Raw genomic sequence first — 22808 nt, forward strand, 5'->3', positions numbered from 1 at the left:
GCTTATGTATTGAAGGTGAGTGATAAAGTAGAGTAAATATACTAAGAATTGTTGGAATGTTTAATTGCTGAAAAGTATTGAAAGAATGATTTGGTAAGTGTTTGCATAAAAAAACGCCCCACTTCAAAAAAAATATGAAGCAGGGCGCTTAACACTATATATACACAAACTTTACGGTAAATCTAAATCTACATTGTTACGATAATCGCCTAATAAATGCTCCGAAAAATGATACCAAATCATCTTTTCGAAATAAGGTGAATATTGTGAAAAACCATGTCGTACATTCGGGATAATCATAAAATCGAAACGCTTCCGTGCATCCATTAAGGCCTTTACAACACGCATGGTATTAGCCGGATGTACATTGTTGTCAATTTCGCCGTGTACCAGCATTAGATGACCTTTCAGGTTCCTTGCAATCGTTGGATTGGTTGGTATTTTACTCTTGAACGTTATCTCGTATTCATCGTCAGGGCTATCAACTTTTGTTGAGTCTTTCACTTCTTCTTGCTTCTTAATCTTTTTCTTCACCTCTTTAACGCCGTGATGCGTTTCGCCCCACCATTTATTATAGATGTTGTTATCGTGGTTTCCAGCCGATGAAACAGCGGCTTTGTAAAAATCAGGGTAAGCAAACATGGCAGCTGTTGACATAAAGCCTCCGCCACTATGGCCGAAAATACCAACCTTATTAATGTCGATGTAATCGTAACGGTTGGCCAGTTGCTGCAGTGCAAACATATCGTCTTTTAAAGCATAATCGCGCAGGTTATCGTAACCATAGGTGTGATAATATTTATGACGTTTAGGACTACCGCCGCGGTGACCAACAGAAACCACTACAAATCCTAATTGAGCCAGCGCTGTATTATAGCGCGCAGTAACCGTGAAGTCGCGTACCACAGCCTCTGTTTGGGGACCTGGGTAAACGTATGAAATAACTGGGTATTTTCTGGTTGAATCAAAATCGAAAGGTTTCCAGATTACACCGTGCAAGTCCGTAACACCATCATCGGCTTTCACTACAAACTTCTCAGGGAAGCTCCAGCCCAATTCTTTTACGCGTGATAGGTCCATCGTCTCCAGTTCCATAATAATGGCACCATTTTTATCGCGCACCACAGCTTTAGGCGCCAGGTCAACACGTGAGTAGTTATTCACAAAATAGTTGGCATGTTTGTCGGTTTTAGGCATGCTAAAATGGTGGTTTGCTTCTTCTGGGGTGATAGTGCGTGTGTTGCTGCCATCGAAACTGGTACGGTAGTATATGTCGTAGTACGGGTCATAACCTTTCTCCTTGCCATAGGCCGGGTAATAAAGCGTATTAGAAGCTGTATCAATTCTGGCCACTTGCCCTACTACATAATTGCCTTTCGTAATCTGGTTTTTCAGGTTGCCATCGGCATCGTAGCGGTAAAGTTGTCCCCAGCCAGTTCGTTCCGACCACCAGATAAACTCTTGTCCTTCGTTAATAACATGAAGCTGGTTCATCTGATCGTTAAAGTAAGGTTTAGACTTTTCGCTAAACAAAGGTTTTACATCGCCTGTAGATGTGTTTACTTTCACCAATTCCAGCTCGTCACAGGTACGTTTTTTACGTATAACGAATAAGTTATCCGATGTTTTGGACGGACGGTAAGTACGGATGCTTTGGTCTTTCCATTTGCTCAAATCTGGTTTAGTCCAGTTCTCTGATGCTATATCATAAATCTCCAAATGTGGAATGCCAATGTGTTCATCGCCCGGCATGGCGTATTTATACGTTTCTACCGTTGGCCGCGGATTGGCTACAGAGTTGACAACCGCCATCTCCTTAACTTTACGCATGTCATAACGAACGGTGTAGAATTTTTTCTCATCCTTAAACCAGTAGACCCAGGCTTTTAAACGCTTATCGCTTGTCGTGTCGCCCCCTTTGCTTTGATAACTGAACCAGCGTGTACCATCAGTTGTTAGTTGTGTTTCAGTGCTATCTGTATCATCGGCACGCATCATATACAAGTTGTGCTGGCGCGCAAAAACAATGTATGTACTATCCGGTGAATAACTCTTCCATTTGTGTTTGGTTTCCTTTTTAACCGTATCGATTTTACTCACCCATTTGGTGCGCATGTTGTAATTAAATTTCAAATCGTCCATCTCAAAGGTGAAGCTTGATTGGCTGTTTTTTTCAAACTCAATCTTTTTGATTGGCAGGTCGTTGACATTGTATGGTTTGTGAGTGATGGCAGTTACTTTCGAGGCCAGATCATTGTTGTCGAACAAAGGCTTTTTCATGCGCTTATCCGGGTCGACAAACCAAAAGAAATTGCCATCAGATGTTTTGTAACTGTACCAGAATAGGTGGCTGTTTTCAATCCAGTTGGGGTTAACGCGGCTCGAACCAATGTATTTTTTAACATTGTCTTTGGTAAACTTGTTAGCCAGCTCAAAATTGGCCGTTTGTGCAGATGTAGAAAGTGATGCTAACAGAAAAACAGACATTAGCAACAGAAAGTGTTTCTTCATAAGATTTTGATTAATGTATGAACGACGAAAGTACATATTCTTTAGATATTCTTTTATGATATTTCTTTCGTTTCCTTTTGAATCTATTGTTTTATAATGATGAAATTGTTTGGAGCATTTAAGGATGGTGTTCGAATGTGAACATTGATTTGCACTAAAACGAACGTAGAAACAGAATGTTCAAAATACTCTTTAAGTATAATTTGCTGAAAATTATATTTATAACAATTTAGGTATGCTTGTTGCTTAAATAGGCGCAATCCAAATATCTAAATCTCAATAATATGAAACTAACCAAACAGTCTATTATTATTTTTCTTGTTTCTCTGGCATTAATATCGATGGAAATTATCTGGTCCAGGGTTTTTTCCGCCGAGTATTTTTACACCTTTGCTTTTCTGGTCTTAAGTATCAGTATTCTGGGGCTCGGCCTTGGGGCATTGACAGTGCGCCTGAGCAAGCGCTTAGCTGCTAAAGAAAGTTATGGTTGTTTGTTAAGTTTAACGGGGTTATTAATGCTGGCAGGGCCGCCTGCAGTCTTGTATCTTCAACTAGATTTCTCACAGTTGCTTAGTAGTTATTGGATGTTGCTTAAGTTATTAGCCACTATTTTAATACTGGGAAGCTCATTCTTCACAGGAGGTATGGTGCTCAGTGGTATTTTCAGAAAATCACATCAATCAATGCCGCAACTTTACATGGCCGATTTAGTGGGAGCTGCCTTAGGGGTTGTTTTTGCCGTGCTGTTAATGAACACAATTGGAACGGGTAAAGCGGCTTTACTGGTAGTCATTCCTGTTTTGATAGCGTCTTTAATTTCTTTCAATACTTGGTTCAAAGCGATTCCCCTTTTGTTGTTACTATCAGCGTTTGTTGTGCTGCCAAAGAGTTCAAGCATTCTAAAAAGTGCTAAAGAGGACAGGGCTGAGGTGATTTATTCACATTGGGATGCGATGGCTCGTTTAAAGGTTTACAAGTATAGCGACGATTACTGGGGCTTAAATATTGATAACGCTGCCAATTCGCCAGTCATTGGTTTTGATGGTAATTTTAACCGTCCCGATTCCTTGAAAATTCCTTTTGCAATACCTGCAGCAGGTTTAACCAAACGCTTTGATAACTGTCGCTTTTTATCCTTAGGTGCCGGAGGCGGTGGTGATGTTTTGATGGCTTTGCAAGATGGTGCGGCTGAAGTGCATGCTGTTGAAGTCAATCCGTATATTAATAAAATGATGACGGAAGGTTTCTTGCGTGAGTTTTCGGGCGATTTATACAACGATGAGCGTGTTAAAGTTGTGAGTGAAGATGCACGGGCATATGTTCGACGCTATGATAATTACTTTGATGTCATTTACTCGTTGAGTTCAAATAGTTTTGCGGCTCTGGCTTCTGGTTCATTTGCGCTGGCAGAGAATTACCTGTTTACTACCGAAGCTTTTCGCGATTATTATAAGGCTTTGTCAGAAGATGGTTTTCTATTGATGGAGCATCAGTTTTATGTATCGCGAATGGTTTCTGAAATATTAGATGCACTAGAAGATGAGGGCATTGAAAACCCCAGAGCCCATTTAGCTGTTTACCATCTTCCAACAATGCGTCGTCATTTGATATTGTTGGGTAAACAGCCACTTGATGAGGCAACTATTCAAAGTGCAATTCATGAAACCAATCAGGAGAATTATGCCTTTTTCAGACAATTATATCCGGCAGTTGACTCTGTCAAAGACAATCGTATTAATCAAATCATCGAAAAGGGTTGGAAGAATGTTCAGTCCACAGCTTCTACTAATTTGTCACCATGTACTGATAATCGCCCATTTACAGGTCAGTTGGGAATGATGAAGAACTTCTCTTTTGACCGCGTAAAAAAGCGATTAGTGCCATACGAATTCCAGGGTTTTCCCCTTTCCATTGTTATTGTTCTGGTCATCCTGGCCATCGTAAGCTTAGTGGTGCTGCCTCTTAATCTTCTACCGTATTTTAAAAAAGGTAATAAGTTTAAAGCGGCCGGTTGGCTTTATTTCTTCACTATTGGTGTTGCTTTTATGGCTGTTGAAGTCATATTAATACAGCAATTCACTCTGTTTATAGGCTCTTCGTCCTACACTTTTATGACATTATTGTTTGTGCTATTGGCAAGTTCTGGGATGGGTAGTTTCTTCAGTACACGTTTTAAAAACTACGTGCCTTTTGTGGTTATTGCCGTTTGGTTGTTATTTAATATTTTGTTCTATTCGCAGGTAGTTACACTTTTGGGCGGATTGGGCTTGTTCTGGCGTATTGTCATTACGTGTCTGTTAGTGGCACCATTAGGCTTTTTTATGGGCATGCCTTTCGTGAAAGGAAGCGCGAAAGCAGGCGAATTAGTCGATTGGGGGTTTGCCATTAATGGTGCAGCATCAGTTATTGGTAGTACTTTGGTGTTGATTCCCGTGTTTGTTTATGGTTTTAATTATGGCTTGATAATGGCTGGTATATTCTATTTGCTGGCATGGTGGTTATTGGGCAGGCATTTTATTTTTAATTCTAAGTAAATAAGCTTTTCTTTAAGTAAAGAATAACTTCCTGAGCTATGAATCACAGAACATTAACTGCCAAGGATATTAAAGAATTACGATACCAATGTAGAATGGGATATATTATTCCATTCTTCATCTTATTAATCGGTTCGGCAATTGTTATAACCCTCTTTGAATTGCATTTAAATCAAGGTGCGGGTTTCAATTATGGCATTAATACTATAATCGTTTCTGCACTTGCTTTATTGGCTGTAATGATTAGTTATCTGATGAATAGCAAGTATTATTACGATATCCGGAATAATTATAAAAAAGCACAGGTTAAAGTGCTTGAACGGAAGGTGAAGAAAAAAGATTTTGAAGCAGGAAGTGGCAATGTGACCACAATGCCACATAATCGAACGATGAATGAATTTATTCGCTACGATTTTATAATTGATAATACCATCTATCGCGTTGATGAACGCTTATATAATGCTTGCAATAATGGCGATAAGGTATTATTTTACTATGCACCCAAAAGCAAGTATTTGCTAGGTATGGCAAAAGCTTAATCAACAACTAACAGCACCGTTTATGAAACTACCCATTTACCAAATAGACGCTTTTACAGAAGAGATTTACGGTGGAAACCCGGCATGTGTGGTACCTCTGCAGGATTGGTTACCTGATGAAGTACTTCTAAAAATTGCGAAAGAAAATGCAGTGGCTGAAACGGCTTTTTTCGTCAAAGGGAAAGACAAAGTTTATTTGCGTTGGTTTACACCCGATTTGGAGATGGATTTATGTGGTCATGCTACTTTGGCTGCGGCTTATGTGTTAAAGGTTCACCTGGACTATGAATCAGATGTGATGGTTTTTGACACATTGAGTGGTGAGTTAAAGGTGGAATGTCATGCTGATATCTTAACCCTCGATTTTCCAGCTCGCGAACCAGTAAGAGCAGACTTACCGAAAATTATCAAAGAAGCCATTAGCATTCAGCCCGATGCCGTTTTAATGGCGCGTGATTATGTGTTGGTGTATCCTTCAGAGAGTATGGTGGCCAATTTGCAAATTGACCGTAATATTTTTGATAAAATTGATCTGGGTACGGGGGGGGTGATTGCCACAGCCAAAGGAGAACAGAGCGATTTTGTATCGCGTTTTTTTACTCCTCAAGCCACTATTTTAGAAGACCCGGTAACCGGTTCGGCCCATTGTTCTTTAATTCCATATTGGAGCAAGCAACTTAATAAAAGTGATATGACGGCTCTTCAATTATCTGAACGCCGGGGAACTCTATATTGCCAGGATAAAAATGACCGGGTTTTAATAAGTGGCAAAGCCCGCACATTTATGGTTGGGCATATTTGGGTAGATTAATCCAGGCGTTCGATGTTGGTATGTATAAATAAACCATTTAGCTTTTAACAATTTGTCAGTTTTTCGACTCAACAATTCTTCGTTTTTTAAAAGTTGTCTTCTGTCGGTAATTATCTCGATAAGTAGTTTGAATCCTCATTCACAATAAGTACTTTAGTTTTTGTCCTGTTTAATGACTTGGTTTCCAGCATATGATTAAGTAAATTTATGCAACTTACCCAGTTATTTATGAACAAAGTCCGATTTATATGTCTTTTCATCCTCTATGCAAGCTTTTGCTTTGCACAGGATTCGCCTATGCGTTTTCAGAGCATCACCATAAATGACGGGCTTTCGTTAAGCTCGGTATATTGTATTAAAAAAGACAGCAAAGGCTTTATGTGGTTTGGTACCGAGGATGGTTTGAACCGTTTTGATGGTTATCATTTTACCATTTTTCGCACCGATGTAAACAACCCCAACAGTATATGTTACAAGTGGATTGAACACATCGAAGAAGATGCTAACAAACAATTGTGGTTTGGCTCGCGCAATGGCTTATCGCATTTTAATCCGGTGAACGAAGTATTTACCAACTTTAATAAGAATCAGGAGCATTCCATTAACAATGATACCATTACTTGTTTGCATGCTTATAACGCTTTCATGGTTGTAGGAACAAAGCAGGGCTTATCCTTATTTGACAATAAATCCTTAGCTTGTTTAAATTACACAACTATAGACCAGGTCAATACCATCGAACCTTATGCAAATGATTTATTAATTGCGGCTTCCAATGGTCTTTTTATCTTGAAGTCTAATCTGCAGCTTGAAAAACTTGCTGATACACGATGTGTAGATATTATTGTTGATTTTCCCAGGATATATACGGCATCGAATAATGATATTGGTGTAATTCAGGACTCGAGAGCTGAAAATGAAAAAGAGCTCGTTACTGAACTCAATTTAATTGAAAGTATTACAATAGATGATGATAAGCGGTTGTGGATTAGTACACAAGATGGCTTATGGTGCAAACATTTGGAAAGAGCCTGGCTTAAAAAGGTGATTAATACCAATACCACCACCAATAGCTTGGCTATTAATACCAATAAATCTGTTTGGATCGATGATAAGGCTTCAGTGTGGTATGCTACACATGGCGATGGTTTGTTTGTAATAAACAGGCATCTTGAAATTACTAAATGTATTCACAATCCTACAGATAATGAGAGTGTTAACCAGAATGTATTCAACTGTATATATGCCGATAAGAGTAACGGTAATATTTGGTTAGGAACTTATGGTGCCGGAATAAATATTTATCATCCTGCAGCAAATAAGTTCGATTTGATAAAACATAACCCACTTAATGCGAATAGTTTGCCCAGTAATTTTATCTGGTCGGTATTTGAAGCGCATGACAGTTGTCTGTGGATTGGAACGAACGACAAAGGTTTATGCAGGTATTGTCCCAAAACGGATGCATTCACCAATTTTTTAAATGACGCCAATAATCCTAAAACTTTATCCAATAATTCGGTGCGCGAAGTGTTTGAAGATAACGATGGTGTTATTTGGGTTGGAACAGATGGAGGTGGATTAAATCGCTTTAATCCCTCTAATAAGGATTTCACGAGCTTTGTTCACAACCAAAACGACGAATTATCTATTTCTGATAATTCAGTGCGTGTTGTTTTTGAAGACAGTAAGCAACAGTTATGGGTAGGAACGCGCAATGGCCTTAACCTATTCGATAAGGATAAAGGAACATTCAGGCGCTTTGTTAATCAGGTGGATAACCCGAAATCTCTTTCTAATAATTTTGTATATGCCAGCATTATTGAAGATAGGGAGGGGAATTTGTGGATTGGTACCTATGGTGGTGGACTTAATAAGCTGAATCCGGAAACATACACGTTTACTCATTATTCAACAGAAGGCGAAGATGGAAAGCGTTTGAGCAACAATATTGTTTTTAGTTTATACCAAGATGAAAGAGGGCTAATATGGATTGGCACTAATGAGGGATTAAACGTATTAAACCCTGAAACAGGGAATGTTAAGGTGTTGGGAATGAAAGATGGTTTGCCCAATGAGGTTATTTACAGTGTTTTGCCTGATGAAAAAGGTAACCTTTGGTTAAGTACTAATCATGGTGTGTGTTGTTTGGAACCAGCAATCATGAAATGCCGCAATTTTGATGTGAGTGATGGCTTGCAAAGCAATGAGTTTAATGGGGGAGCATATCATAAAGGCATTTCAGGAAAACTATACTTTGGTGGTGTTTATGGCTTAAATGTACTTCATCCGGCAGTTATGAAAACCAATGAAAGTGTTGCTACCCCAATAATTACGAGACTCGAGGTTTTGGGCAATGAAGTAAGGGTATCGTCTTTAGCTGATTCGGAAAGGACGATAACAGAACTGGACAGCCAGTTTGTGCTATCAAGCAATATTAGTTATACCAAACATATTGAACTGGATTACTCGCAGCGCTTTTTTGCCATTGAGTATTCAGGCTTAAACCATTTGTTTCCGGGTAAGACACAATATGCTTTTCAGTTATCGCCAATTGATAAAAAATGGAATAAAGCCGGGCAACGCAACTATGTATCATTTGCCAATGTAAAACCCGGTGAATATGAATTTAAGGTGATAAGTACGAATAGTGATGGAGTGTGGGGTGATGGTATGGCTAAACTGGGTATAACGATTCGTCCACCATTTTGGCAGACGACCTGGTTTTTAGTTATTGAGATAATTATTGTTTTGATGCTCATCACCTTTATCTATCGCTTCCTGTTGAAGATTCGAATGAATAAACTACTCAAAGCACAAAATGAGAAGATTAGGCATACTAATTTGCAGTTAAAGCGTTCGCAGGAAAATCTGCGTCAAATGAATATCACCAAGGACAAATTTTTCTCCATCATTTCTCACGATTTAAAAAACCCTTTTACAAGCCTGATGTCCATCAGCAACATGTTGAACGATAATTATGAAATGGCAGATGAAGAAGATAAGCGCGATGCCGTTACCCGGATTAATCATTCAGTAAAAAGCATTTATTTATTGTTGGAGAATCTGTTGACCTGGTCACGTTCGCAACGAGGAAAAATTAATTTTGAAAGCAAGCCTTTTAACCTGTCTACGCTTGTTAATGAGAATATTAACCTTTATACGCCGGCAGCGCTTAAAAAAAATATAAGCTTGATAAACGAATTTCCAAAAGACTTGGAGGCAGTAGGTGATCGGAACACGATTAATACGATAATCCGCAATATATCGGGTAATGCGCTTAAGTTTACGCCAACAGGCGGTCAGATTACTTATGCTGTTTCAGAACAAGACGGGCTATTGAGAGTTGCTATCAAGGATACTGGAGTTGGCATTAATGTCGAAGATCAGGAACGTCTGTTTTGCATCGATAAAAAATTAAAATCTGATGGTACAGAAGGTGAAAAAGGTACGGGGCTAGGACTCATTATCTGTAAGGAGTTTGCTGAGAAAAACGGTGGCGAAATTGGCGTTGTAAGTGCTGCAGGTAAAGGCTCTGAGTTCTGGTTTACAGTCAGGAAATCTTAAGCTGTCAAATGTTATTGTTCAAAATAAACTTTTCGGCACAATTTTGGTTTACTGTAAAAACACTATTTTTGCAGCTCGAATAACAAAATAAGAACAATGGCATTAGCAATTACGGCATATGGCACCAAAGTATTACGCAAGGTGTGTGACGAAATAACAAAAGATTACGAGGGTTTGGGGACACTGATTGACAATATGTGGGAGACCATGTACGAAACCAATGGTGTAGGATTGGCAGCTCCGCAGGTAAATAAAGCCATTCGATTGTTTGTTGTGGATACTGAGCAAGTGTATGAGGGTATGAACGATGAAGATAAGGAAGACTTGTTTGAAGATGAAGAGCCTATTAAAGAAACCTTTATTAATGCACAAATAGTTGGTGAGTCGGAAGAAGTATGGTCTGACAATGAAGGATGTTTGAGTTTGCCAGACATCAGTGGAGAAGTAGAGCGCCCCTGGGCCATTGAAATTGAGTATTACGACCGTGATTTTAATAAGCACACCAAAACATTCACAGGGTACAATGCCCGTGTCATTCAGCACGAATATGATCATACTGAAGGCATTTTATACGTCGACCATTTATCGGGTATTGCAAAGCGATTAATCAAAGGCAAACTTAATAAGATTGCTGAAGGGAAGATTTCCCCACGATACCGTATGCGATTCGCAAAATAATCGCTTAAAAACATAACTAAAAATGGCCTTAATTCTACTGAGTTAAGGCCATTTTAGTTTTATGAGCTTTGCCTTATACAAATAGGCTACCGTTTGATGCGCAGTAATTGCAGCTTCGTACATATACCGGGCACTTGTCCTTGTTTATCTGATACTTTTGCAAATGGAATTAATCTGTTCAAGAAAATAAAGTATTACTAACAGGATATTTAAATCATGAGAAAACAAACATTACCAATATTGTTAGCATTCGTCGTTGTGGCAATTAGTGTGGTTAGTTGTGGTTCAAAAGAAGAAGCGAAGCAGGCTGCACCTCGCTATGTAAAGGTTGAACAATTGGGTACAAGAGAGAATACCGAGGAGCTTGTGTTTCATGGCCAGCTTAAAGAGAAGAAAGAAGTAAATGTAGCATTTAAGGTTGGTGGACAGGTATTTAATGTGTTGGTTGATGAAGGCGACCATGTTAAAAAGAATCAGGTGATTGCACGAATTGATCCTCGTGATTATAAAATTCAGTTGCAATCGGCCAAAGCTCAATATATTCAAATTGAAGGGGAATATGCCCGATATAAAGAGCTGTATAAGAAAAATAAATTACCGGTTAACACACTTGAAAAAATGGAAGCTGGTTATTTAGCTGCTAAAAGTGCCTACGAAGCGGCTCAAAATGCGCTTAATGATACAGAGCTAAAAGCACCTTTCGAAGGTTTTATCTACCGTAAAAAAATCAGCAATTTTGAAAATGTAGCGCCTGGTCAGCCCATATTTGCACTGCTGGATGTGAGTCATTTAGAAGTTGGTTTTAGCTTGCCTGAAAGTAAAGTCAATCAGGCAAAGAACTTTACTCAAATTACTGTTGATGTGGCCAATGCCAATGCTTATAACTTACCAACTGAAGTGTTGTCAATCAATGAGAAAGCCAATGGTAACGATATGTTTGACGTACGTTTGATGGTTAACAACTCAGAAAGTAATGATCTTAAACCTGGTATGTCTGCCAAGGTGCGGATAGCTTTATCAAAAGGAAATGAACACAAAGTTGTTTTACCTGTTGAATCGGTATTTGAGAAACAGGGTAAAAAATATGTTTGGGTATTTAACCAGGCGAATAACAAGGTCGTCAGTACCGAAGTTAATGTGAACATGATTGAAAACCTTGGTTTAATTTCTGTTACTTCTGGTTTGAAGGGAGATGAGTTGGTAGTAATAGCAGGTGTACATAGCCTGGTAGAAAACCAGGAAGTAAGAATTTTAGACAATAATAAATTATAAGCTCGTAACATGTTAGACAGGATTTTATCTCAAAAAGCATTTTTGAGCTTTGTTTTTGTGGCCGTTATTTTAGGAGGAATCATTTCCTTTGACTCAATCGGTAAGCTCGAAGATCCTGAAATACCGGTGAAAGCTGCTGTTGTTATTACACAGTATCCGGGCGCCTCAGCCGATGAGGTTGATCGCGAAGTAACAGATGTATTGGAGAAAGCTATCCAACGTTTGGAAAATATTGATTTTTTGGAGTCACGTTCCATTGCGGGGATGTCTGAAATTACCATCAACATTAAATCTGGTACTAAAACCAAAGAAATGCCACAATTGTGGGATCACCTTCGTCGTAAGATTAACGATGTAAAAGGTAACTTGCCTGCTGGTGCAGCTGAGCCTATCATCAACGATGACTTTGGCGATGTGTCAGGTATTTTTCTGGCTGTTTCAAACGATGGCTATGATTATCACGAGTTTCAGGACTATGTGGATTGGGTGAAGCAAGAGCTGATGCTGGTAGACGGTGTGAAGCGCATCGAAGTATTTGGCAAACGCACTGAAGTGGTAAGCGTTACTTTTGATAACGAATATTTTGCATCGTTGGGGATCAATCCAATGATGATTTTCCAGGCCTTTAACGATCAGGGAGCCATTGTTAACCCGGGCTCGTTTGTGTCAGGTACAGAACGCATTCGCATCAGTATTGGTAATAAATTTGAGAGTCTTGATGAGATACGTAATTTCGAAGTGAAACTGCCTAATGGTGGTCGTTATCGCTTGGGACAAGTAGCCAAAGTAGAGCGCGAGTTTTATGAACCAACGCTCCAAAAATTAAAATATAACGGGAAAGAAGCCATCAGTTTAGCCGTATCAATGGAGAAGGGTGGCAATGTGATTACTCTTGGAGAAGCCATTGAGGCGCGTGTGGCTGAATTGCAACAGGAACTGCCGGTAGGTATAGAGTGTAACAAAGTCTTTTATCAGCACAATTATGTAACTGATTCTATCGATAACTTCATTGTCAATCTGGTTGAATCGGTAGTGATTGTAATTGCTGTGCTTTTATTAGCCATGGGTATGCGTGCCGGATTGCTGATTGCCAGTGGTTTGGTGTTTACTATCCTGGCTACGTTTATTGTGATGGGACCAATGGATGTTGAAATTCACCGTGTGTCGTTGGCAGCTATTATCATTGCCATGGGTATGTTGGTGGATAATGCCATTGTGGTGGCCGATGGTATCCTGGTTGATTTAGACAGGGGCATGAAGCGCAAAAAAGCCTTTGTTAACACGGCTAAAAAATCAGCGTTCCCGCTTCTTGGAGCCACGTTAGTTGCCATTCTTGCTTTTATGCCATTGGCTTTTAACAGCACGGGAGCGGGAGAGTTTCTGCGACCATTGTTTTATGTCTTAGCTATCTCTTTATTTGCCAGCTGGATATTTGCCATGATTCAAACACCATTTCATGCACAATATTTCTATAAGAAAGGTAATAAAAAGGATAATGATGGTGAGCAGAATGACCCATACGGAGGTAAGTTCTATCAGGTGTTTGGTAAATTTATCCGTTTCGCCTTGTGGCATAAAAGTACGGTTATCATTACAACCATTGTGGTGTTAGTACTGTCATTCTGGTCATTCCGATTTGTGAAACAAAACTTCTTCCCGGGTGCTGAATATGACCAGTTTATTTTGGAGTACCGCTTACCTGAGGGTTCTGACATTAGCCAGGTAGAAAAAGATTTAGACGCCATTCAGGCTGAGTTAAGCAGTTGGGACGATGTGTCATCGGTAGTAACAAGTTTAGGAAGCACGCCGGTACGCTACACATTAATGCGCCCGATGAATGGACTAAGCCTGAGTTATGGTGAGTTGATTGTCACTACCAAAGAAACTGAACTCCGAAAGGGAGTGATGTTGGAGATTCAGAAATATGTGGAAGAGAATTACCCATCGGCCTTTGCGCGTTCACGTGAGTACATTGCAGTTGGTGGTGATTTTAAAATAGAAGCAAAGTTTAGCGGTCCTGATGAAAAAGTATTGCGTCAACTGGCAGAGCAGGCCAATGATATTATGCGCCAGGAACCAACCGCTACATTTGTGACCAACGACTGGAAAAATACCATTAAGGTATTGGAGCCGGTGTATTCACAAGATAAAGCACGCGAGTTGATGGTCAATCGCTCGGATGTAGCCAATGCTTTGGCCGTTGCTTCAACAGGACTTCCTGTGGGCGTTTATTATAATAATGAATACCAGTTGCCGGTAATGTTGAAATTAAATAAGTCCATCGAAAAAGATATGGACCAATTATCGTCAATCCCTGTTTGGGCTGGTTTGCCTCAAAGTGTTGCATTAGGTCAGTTGGTTGATTCCATCACAATAGGATGGGAGAGCAGTATGATTCGTCGATACGATAATCAGCGCTCCATTAAAGCACAATGTGACCCCATTGAAGGAGTGGTGCCAAACGAACTATTAATGAAACTAAAAGGTGATATTGAGGCCATACCATTACCAGAAGGCTATAAACTGGAGTGGTTGGGCGAATATAAAAACAGCAACGAGGCTAACGCCGGTTTAGGCGAGAATTTACCTTTGGCAGCCCTTTTGATTGTAATCATCATCATTGGTTTATTCAATAATTTCCGCCAGCCGGTTATTATTTTGTCAATCATGCCGCTGGCCTTTATTGGGGTGATATTAGGCTTCCTGATTACGAGAATGCCTTTTACATTCTTCTCTATCATCGGAACATTAGGACTAATGGGTATGATGATTAAAAATGCGGTGGTATTGTTGGATGAAATTAACCTGCAGATAGCCGATGGAAAAGCCATGTTAAATGCCATTATCGATGCAACATTATCGAGGGTGCGTCCGGTAATGATGGCGTCCTTAACCACCATATTAGGTATGTTACCACTGGCATTTGACCCCATGTTTAAAACCATGGCAGTGGCCATTATGTCTGGTTTATTTGTAGGTACGGTTATTACTTTAATTGTAGTGCCGGTGGCCTATGCTATGATGTATAAGGTGGATACCAAGAGCTTACATTGTAACGCAACACAGGACGATAAAGCGATAGAAGAATAAGATTTTTTTTCATGTATAGGTTAGTAGTGGAGCCGGTTGGGTGCAACGGTATTGAGCTGGCTCCATTTTTAAGTCAGATGTAAGATGAAAGACACAAGTATCAAGATTATTGACATGTTGTTTAAAGCCGTAAATCGTCTTAAATCTTATGTCTTTCTACTTGATACTAAAATAATAAAGAAATGAAACACTATATAATAACACTGGGCTTATTGATTGGCATGGGGGCATCAGCACAACAGCAACTTTCGCTTTCCGACAGCCGTCAGATGGCCTTGGAGTATAACAAAACGTTAAAGTCGGCTCATTTAAAATACAATGAAGCAGAAGCTCAACGTAAAGAAGCACGAACAGCTTACTTGCCTAACATAGACGGTTCTGCTACCGCGATGTACTTGCCGGATATGGACATGACACTTCCTGCAGGTTTGCCCGTTGTTGACGCATCGGGTAATCCAACGGGTGATTTGGTGGGCTTGCCAGCGCTGAGTATGAATGATATGAAGTACTATAATGGTCAGGTGGCTATGCAAGTACCAATATATATGGGAGGTCAGATACGTTATACAAATCAAATGGCCGATAAAGGTGTGGAGATAGCACAGCAACAGTATCAGCTCGAAACAGACCAGGTAGTATATAATACGGATAATGCCTACTGGAATTTGGTGGCTTTTAGGGAGCAGCTAAAGGTAGCCAATAAATACTATGAAATGCTGGATTCACTGGAGCAGCAAATGAAGGATATGTACGAGTTAGGGCTTACGCCACGAAGTGAGCAATTAATTGTGACGGTGCAAAAAAACGAAGCGCAATTACAATTGATGAAGGCCGAGAATGCTCTGAAGATCATGAAGATGAACTTGTGCCAGATAGTTGGGCTTGACCTCAATACCAATGTTGATGTGAGCGATTCGCTTAATACGGATCCACAGTTGATACTAATGGCTAACAGTGTAGACTTAGCTTTGACTAATCGCAGTGAATTAAAGATGCTGGATGGGCAGGTAGCAATTACAGAATTACAGAAGAAAACTGCCATGGGCGCTTACCGTCCACAACTGGGAGGGCAAGTTAGCTATGGTTATACAGAAGTGCCTGATTTGGTTGATGGACAAACCATGACACAATTATCGGCACAGTTAACTATTCCTTTGGTACATTGGCGCGAGAAAAAGCACAAGAAAGATGCGGCACGATATAGAGTGCAGCAGGCTCAACTGCAATTGGACGACACACGGGAATTAATCCAGTTGGAGGTGCAACAATATATCATCCAGGTGAATGAATCGTTTGAAGCCATTCAGATTGCCAAGAAAAGTAAAGATGAAGCCATTGAGTCGTTAGAAGAGGTTACTGCCAGCTTTGAGGCAGGTTTAAACACCACCACCGATGTGCTAAATGCACAAGCCTCGTGGTTATCGGCTCAGGCAGGTTTGTTAAATGCCCTGGCAACTTATGAAGTGGCAAAAACAGCTTATTATAAAGGCATTGGTCAACTAAATGTTGATTTGGCCAATAACAACAATCAATAGTGTTTCTCAACAGGTAATGGCTCGTTTTAAAAAGTTAAAAGGAGTCATTACCTTTAGCACGTTATTACGAGAGGTAAACAATCAGTTATGAAGAAATTTGATGCCTGTTACAATGATAAGTTTATAAAAGGTGGGCCTATTCTGTTTGTGAATTACAAAACACGATTGCTGTTTGAATTTACAATGGGAGGTGTATTCTATTTTTTAATTACATACACCTTGTTTGCCGAGGAACCATTTCAATGGAAAGGATTAATTTTTTCCTTGTGGCTGTTCTTTTTTATTGCTGAAGGTATTTTTGCTTTTAACAAAATCATTGCCTGCAGACATCCCTGGCACACACATACTAAAGGTAGAATTCTTTTTTTATCTGTTTTTTCGGCTGTTTGGTTTTATATAGCCACTTCAATGGCACATGTTATTAAACCCTGGCTTGAAGATGAAAAACCATTAACGGATATGGCCTACAACGTGGCTATTGTAATAGCAATGTTGTTTGTGACTATTTATGTGGTCATCCTTTTTGCCTATAATTACCATCAGAGCCTAAGTGTGTTTATGATTGAGAATGAGCGGCTGCAACAAGATAAACTCAAGCAGGATTACCGGGCATTGCAAGACCAGGTAAACCCACACTTCCTCTTTAACAACCTTAGTACCTTAATTGCCATCATTCGACAGGACAAAGAGGCTGCCATTCGTTTTGCCATCAACTTCTCCGATGTGTATCGCTATGTGTTGCAAAGCAATAAACATAGTTCCATCAAGCTATCGGAAGAAATCAATTTTATGAAAGCCTTTGGAGCCTTGCATAAAGAGCGTTTACGCGAAGGTTTAGTATCAGAGTTTGATGTCGACAAAAAATATTATGATTGGCAGTTGCCGCCACTGAGCATGCAACTGTTAATTGAAAATGCGGTGAAGCACAATGTTGCTACAAAAAATTCACCATTGACTATTAAGATATATACCAAAGATGATTATTTAGTGGTCTGGAACTCCATCAACCCTAAGTCAACTACTTACTCGACTAACACTGGTTTGAGTAACTTACGCAAGCGCTATGAGTTATTGACTGATAAAGAAATTGTGATTGAACATTCCGATAAGGAGTTTAGGGTGGAGTTGCCATTAATTAAGCAGATTAAAGAGAAAACCGAAAATATCGATTGATATGGATATTAATGCTATTATTGTTGAGGACGAGATTCATAGTGGCGAAATGCTTCGTGATATGATTACTGATTTGCGGCCGGATTGGAAGATCCTGACTATGCTTCAAAGTGTGAGTGAGACGGTCGAATGGCTTAAAAATAATGAGCATCCCCACATAATATTTCTCGATATTGAACTGGCCGATGGTAACTGTTTTTCCATTTTTGACCAGGTAGAAGTTAATGAAAGTGGTATTATATTTACGACTGCTTATAATGAGTATGCACTCAAAGCTTTTAATCTCAATAGTATCGACTACCTTTTAAAACCAACTAAAGAAGAAGATCTAGAGCGCTCAATCAGTAAGTTTGAATCAGCCATTGAGATAATTTCAAAAGTAACCGAGGAAGAAGAAAAGAAAAAAACAGCTGATATTGATTACCAGGAGCTAGCTCGTTCGATAGCTAAAACACAAGGCGGTTACCGCAAGCGTTTCCTTATCTCTAAGCGTGAAGCTTTTTTTAAGCTGGGAGTCGAAGATATTGCTTATTTCTATTTTGATGCACGCGTTACTTTTGCTGTTACCTATGAAGGGCGCCAACATATATTAAGTACTTCACTTGATAAGTTGGAGGAAGAACTTGACCCTGAAATGTTTTTCCGAAGCAACCGCCAGACCATTGTTAATGTGGAGGCTATCGATAAGTTTGAGAGCTATTTTAGTGGCAAACTAGTCGTTAAATTGGTGAATAACCTGCATGATAAAATAATGATAAGCCGGGCCAAAGCAGGCGCTTTTAAAGACTGGATGAATCATTGATTTGACAATTAATATTTTCTAATTGTTAGGGGGTTTTCATAGGCATTGCAGAGTAAAATTGTTTTCCTATTGTAATTTGGTATAAATTTTTTAGTGCTTCATTTAAAAGAAATTGATAGTGATTTAGATATGTAATGTACTTAAATGTAGACTCTTGCTTTCCTTGGTGCTTATTCGTTATTTTACTAGAGGAAAATTAGTTCTATGAAAAAAGGTAATAAGAGTATTCTGCGTAAGCTATTTATTTATATGATGGGATTTGGCATTGCAATGGGATTTATTTTTCCGGTATATGCCAATTTTTTTGTTGAATGGAAGGATGGTTTCTTTCCTTATTTTTTGGTTGGCTGTATTATGGCCGGTATTATAGTAGGGGTAGTTAGTTTTTGGTTTGTAAAAAGTATTTTAATAAAACAGTTGCTAAAGATATCATCGGTAGCGGCCAGTATATCGGAGCGAGACATTTCTCAAAGGATCGGAATAGAAAGTAATGATGCTGTAGGCGATATTGCTGCAGGCTTTAATGTGGCATTTAAGCGTCTGAATGAATTTGTGAGTGAAATAAAAGTCATATCAGGAACAGCAGGTAATATCTCAGGGAATGAGGGATCCATAGAGCAATTAAATAAAACGCTTGAACAAGTAACTTCGTCTGTCTATAATGCTAACCAGCAAAGTAAAACCATTCAGGATAAGATAACAACCAGTAAAAATTATCTAAGAGAAACCACAGTCAACCTTCAATCAACCTCTAGTAATATTGAAAGTTTTACGAAAACAGTTCAAAAACTAAATCAGCATGCCGAGGAGATTAATCAAATTGTTTTATTGATTAAGGAAATAGCTATTCAAACTAATTTGCTAGCGCTAAATGCGGGTATTGAGGCTGCTAAAGCAGGGGTTCACGGGCGAAGCTTTTCTGTGGTGGCCAATGAAGTGAGAGATTTGTCAGTTAGGATTTCATCATCTGTTGGTGAGATTGAAACTATTTTTAATGCGCTGAATGATGAGCTTATGAAAACCGAAGAGGTAAATAGTATGATAAGTAGGCAGTTTGATGAAAATTTAGCGCAGAATAAAGCTTTTAAGGAAGTTTTTGCAACAATTGAATATGCTTCTCAAACAAACATGGAAGAAGGGTATCAAATGATGACAGTTATTGATGATCTCAATAAAACGGTTGAAAATATTAATTCCACTTTCCGCTCGTTTTCAAACCATATGATCGAATTGAATGCCACCATGGATTTATACAAAACGGCAGATTAGATTAATAGAATCCCTGATTATTTGGCATTTTTTTGTTCATTGGTTGTACTTTAAAATTAGGTAGGATAGTAAAATTAAAGGGCACTACTATTAGTACCCTTTCCTCTTTGTTGTGAACATATTCGCATCAATCTAAAGTAATAACGGCAAATAAAACATCATCTGTAAGCGATTTTTCAATAACATCGTGTCGTGTCAATTCCAGATATTTATCCAGCATCTGTTGTTTTAAATCGTTTTTACCCTGTAGTTCATAAGTACGGGCCTGCCAGAAAGTGATTGACAAATCATTTGGCTTATATTGTTCGGCTTTTAATAAATAATTTTCGGCACTATTGGTTTTGCGTTGTGATTTACGCAGTATTTTGTCTTCATTCACGTATTTGCTTTCAATGGTATTAATGGCATATAGTTGTTTGATCGCAATTTGAAGATAATTAGCTGCCAGTTCGTTATGACTGTCATTGCCCGGAATGTCAAACTTCACAAACACCGTTTTATCCATACTGCTTGTTGCTCCATTTATTTTACCGGCCTGCCACATATGGTTACTTTGGCTAATAACACGCAACACTGCCTCGTCGATAGTTTTCGATACCGAGTTGCTAATGCTCAAATTAGAGACTGAACCATCTTTTTCCACAATAAAATCAACAGCAACAACTCCTTCATCGTACAGGTAATCTAATTCAGAAAGGTAAGCAAGCTCTTGTTGCAAATGTTGCGAGAACGTTTGTTGTGAGGTTTTGTCAGAATCAACAACGCCAATAAATACTGGTGCTTCAATACGGGTTTCTTCAATAAATTTCTGCTTCATCGTTGATTCCTGTGCTACTATGCTAACTGTAAACATCAATAGCACCAATGCATAACTTAATTTTTTCATGGTATAATGTTTAAATGGTTAATGTTTGCAGATTGCCCAATATTCAAGCCACAAGTATTAAAAATCAGTAAAATAAGTTGTAGGTTAGTTTGGCATGATTTTAATTAGGTAGAAGCGTGCCGAAATGAACAGTTGATTGTTCGATATTGAACGATTTTGCTTATATAACAACTTTTGGGCAAGAATTTATTTCTTTGTTGTCGGTGATGTTTCATCAGTTAAACTGTCTAATTACAAAACAATGGTGAAGAGAGGAGCTTAATAGAAGTTTTATGAGCGACTTTAATAAACGTATAGAATAGTGCTGCTTTTGTTAGTTTTGTAATAACTTTTACATATTAATACGAAAAGGATATGAAAACCGTTATTGTTACTCTATCTGTACTGTGCCTAATAAGTCTTGTTGGGTGTCAACAAAGCATCGGCCTTAAAATAATGTCCTACAATATTCGCCATGGCGAAGGGCTGGATAATGAGTTGGATTTATCGCGTTCAGGTCAGGTTATAAAATCAGAGGCTCCTCATTTATGTGCTTTGCAAGAAGTGGATAGTTACTGTCGTCGTTCGGATAGTGTTAATCAAACCAACTACTTAGCGCAATATACTTCAATGACCGGGACATTTGGTAAGTTTATGGACTTTGATGGAGGAGAATACGGAATGGCTACTTTATCGTCCAAACCATTGCTTTCAACTAAAGTGTTGCAATTGCCCAATGGTCTTCACGAGCCTCGTTCTGCTATTGTTCATGAGGTGGAAATAGCGAAAGCTTGTACGATTGTTTTCGTCAATGTGCATTTCGATTGGCTGGAAAGTGAAGAGGGTGTGAAAAGTCGTTTAAGTCAGGCCAGGGCTTTAATGCGTTATATTAATACTACTGATAAAGCCGTTGTAATAGCAGGAGATTTTAATTGTACCTCACAATCGCCGACCATGCAGTATTTTGCAGAGCAAGGCTTTGTGTTGGTTGATAAAGGAGAAGATAATTTAAGCTTTCAGGGAGAAGGAAAAGCCGAGATTGACCATGTTATTTATCGCAATGCAGCGAACTTACAGGTTAAGGTGAAAGAGTGCTACTTACTAAATGAACCCATTGTGTCAGATCATCGTCCATTAGTGGCTGCATTAGAAATAATTTATTAAGTGCTTTTCTATTAATAACTAGCTGATATTTATTGGAATAAGCCATTGCGCCCACTACAATTATGCACTAAATTTAATAGTATGGGTGCAAAATCTAAGAAATCATTATTGGCGGGCATTCCTGCCTGGGGCTTGGCGTTGATGACTAATATGGTGTCGTGGATATTTTTAGCCTTACTGTTCGATGAAACAGGCGCCAAAAATAGTTCCAATATTTTTCTGTTTGTTGTGTCGTTTTTGCTGGTTTTGTTCTTTACCGGAGCTTGCTATATGATATGTAAACGCTATCCTTCAAGTTTTTGGTATGTGCCTCTGCTATGTCAATTTCACATCATTAGTTCACTGTTTATTGAAGTCCCTTTCTGGACGCGTTCACCTATGGTATGGATGATGCTTGGTGTTGGAATTCTTTGTTCTATAATAGCTGCGGTTATTGGATTCTGGGTAGGTCGAAAATTATTATAGCTTAATGATGACTGTCATGAAAACAATTAAGGTAATGCTGGCATTAGTTTTGTTTTCGCTAGTGTCGTATAGTGTATTAAATGCTCAAAATAAAGGGGGTGGGACTTTAAATAAGATTAATCTCTATGCAGATTTTGGTGGGCACATGGCTGGTCAGGCATCTTTAAATATGGAAATTCAAATACATTCGGGTGAAAAACTTAGCTGGTATGGCAGGGGAGGTGTTGGAGCTGCAGGTGTTATTATGGCCACTGGAGGTCCGGGAGGATTAGGTGCTGTTACCATGTTAAGTGGTAAAGGGAATCGGCATTTTGAGATAAACGGAGGAGTATTTGTTGGGAATGATTATGAGCAGAATGAATTATTTTTGCTGCCATTGCTTGATTTTGGTTACAGGTACCAAAAGCCAGAAGGAGGATTTATTTTTAGAGTTAAAGCAGGGATTTTAGGAGTGGGAATAGGTTTGGGATATGCATTTTAACAGCTTATAGTATTATTGTTTGTATGTGATGCATCCAGTACTATTTGTGGGT

General features: G+C 39.0%; 16 protein-coding genes. 14 read left to right on the forward strand and 2 right to left on the reverse strand.

The genetic code is table 11. The annotated features are described in order from the left end of the window. Nucleotides 1-171 precede the first annotated feature (171 nt). Nucleotides 172-2511: a S9 family peptidase gene (locus J1N10_RS13700; protein ID WP_262327289.1), complete on the reverse strand. Its 2340-nt coding sequence runs from the start codon at nucleotides 2509-2511 to the stop codon at nucleotides 172-174. A gap of 284 nt (nucleotides 2512-2795) precedes the next feature. Here J1N10_RS13700 and J1N10_RS13705 point away from each other — a divergent pair, with 284 nt between their 5' ends. From J1N10_RS13705 to J1N10_RS13755, 11 genes are all read left to right on the forward strand, one after another. After that, nucleotides 2796-5045 (forward strand): spermine/spermidine synthase domain-containing protein, encoded by a 2250-nt coding sequence (locus J1N10_RS13705; protein WP_262327290.1) that lies wholly within the window; start codon nucleotides 2796-2798, stop codon nucleotides 5043-5045. 38 nt (nucleotides 5046-5083) lie between these two features. Beyond that, nucleotides 5084-5584, forward strand: a complete 501-nt coding sequence (locus J1N10_RS13710) for a hypothetical protein (protein ID WP_262327291.1) — start codon at nucleotides 5084-5086, stop codon at nucleotides 5582-5584. 22 nt (nucleotides 5585-5606) lie between these two features. Then, nucleotides 5607-6395, forward strand: coding sequence for a PhzF family phenazine biosynthesis protein (locus tag J1N10_RS13715; RefSeq protein WP_262327292.1), 789 nt, complete (start codon nucleotides 5607-5609; stop codon nucleotides 6393-6395). Nucleotides 6396-6623: 228 nt separating this feature from the next. After that, nucleotides 6624-9962 carry a ligand-binding sensor domain-containing protein gene (locus J1N10_RS13720; protein WP_262327293.1) on the forward strand — a complete coding sequence of 1113 codons (3339 nt, stop codon included), beginning with the start codon at nucleotides 6624-6626 and terminating at the stop codon, nucleotides 9960-9962. A gap of 96 nt (nucleotides 9963-10058) precedes the next feature. Further along, nucleotides 10059-10640, forward strand: coding sequence for a peptide deformylase (def, locus tag J1N10_RS13725; RefSeq protein WP_262327294.1), 582 nt, complete (start codon nucleotides 10059-10061; stop codon nucleotides 10638-10640). Between the two features lie 216 nt (nucleotides 10641-10856). After that, complete coding sequence (locus J1N10_RS13730) at nucleotides 10857-11912, forward strand: efflux RND transporter periplasmic adaptor subunit (RefSeq protein WP_262327295.1); 1056 nt, start codon at nucleotides 10857-10859, stop codon at nucleotides 11910-11912. Nucleotides 11913-11921: 9 nt separating this feature from the next. Further along, the gene (locus J1N10_RS13735; RefSeq protein WP_262327296.1) at nucleotides 11922-15002 is read left to right on the forward strand and encodes an efflux RND transporter permease subunit; all 3081 of its coding nucleotides are present in this window, start codon (nucleotides 11922-11924) and stop codon (nucleotides 15000-15002) included. A gap of 182 nt (nucleotides 15003-15184) precedes the next feature. Continuing rightward, the gene (locus J1N10_RS13740; protein ID WP_262327297.1) at nucleotides 15185-16537 is read left to right on the forward strand and encodes a TolC family protein; all 1353 of its coding nucleotides are present in this window, start codon (nucleotides 15185-15187) and stop codon (nucleotides 16535-16537) included. Nucleotides 16538-16624: 87 nt separating this feature from the next. Next, nucleotides 16625-17710, forward strand: a complete 1086-nt coding sequence (locus J1N10_RS13745) for a sensor histidine kinase (RefSeq protein WP_262327298.1) — start codon at nucleotides 16625-16627, stop codon at nucleotides 17708-17710. Nucleotide 17711: 1 nt separating this feature from the next. Further along, nucleotides 17712-18512, forward strand: a complete 801-nt coding sequence (locus tag J1N10_RS13750; protein ID WP_262327299.1) for a LytR/AlgR family response regulator transcription factor — start codon at nucleotides 17712-17714, stop codon at nucleotides 18510-18512. Nucleotides 18513-18716: 204 nt separating this feature from the next. Then, complete coding sequence (locus J1N10_RS13755; RefSeq protein ID WP_262327300.1) at nucleotides 18717-19781, forward strand: methyl-accepting chemotaxis protein; 1065 nt, start codon at nucleotides 18717-18719, stop codon at nucleotides 19779-19781. Nucleotides 19782-19908: 127 nt separating this feature from the next. On the opposite strand, the gene J1N10_RS13760 is transcribed toward J1N10_RS13755, so the two are convergent. Next, nucleotides 19909-20667: an energy transducer TonB gene (locus tag J1N10_RS13760; RefSeq protein WP_262327301.1), complete on the reverse strand. Its 759-nt coding sequence runs from the start codon at nucleotides 20665-20667 to the stop codon at nucleotides 19909-19911. A 354-nt stretch (nucleotides 20668-21021) separates the two neighbouring features. On the opposite strand from J1N10_RS13760, the gene J1N10_RS13765 reads away from it, so the two are divergent. The 3 genes from J1N10_RS13765 to J1N10_RS13775 all read left to right on the forward strand — a co-directional run bounded on the left by J1N10_RS13765 (nucleotide 21022) and on the right by J1N10_RS13775 (nucleotide 22756). Beyond that, nucleotides 21022-21810 (forward strand): endonuclease/exonuclease/phosphatase family protein, encoded by a 789-nt coding sequence (locus J1N10_RS13765; RefSeq protein ID WP_262327302.1) that lies wholly within the window; start codon nucleotides 21022-21024, stop codon nucleotides 21808-21810. Nucleotides 21811-21891: 81 nt separating this feature from the next. Beyond that, nucleotides 21892-22275 (forward strand): hypothetical protein, encoded by a 384-nt coding sequence (locus J1N10_RS13770; RefSeq protein ID WP_262327303.1) that lies wholly within the window; start codon nucleotides 21892-21894, stop codon nucleotides 22273-22275. 16 nt (nucleotides 22276-22291) lie between these two features. After that, complete coding sequence (locus tag J1N10_RS13775; RefSeq protein WP_262327304.1) at nucleotides 22292-22756, forward strand: hypothetical protein; 465 nt, start codon at nucleotides 22292-22294, stop codon at nucleotides 22754-22756. Nucleotides 22757-22808 lie beyond the last annotated feature (52 nt).

Origin of the sequence: Carboxylicivirga litoralis (assembly GCF_025499605.1) — a bacterium.
Taxonomy (GTDB): Bacteria; Bacteroidota; Bacteroidia; order Bacteroidales; family Marinilabiliaceae; genus Carboxylicivirga; species Carboxylicivirga litoralis.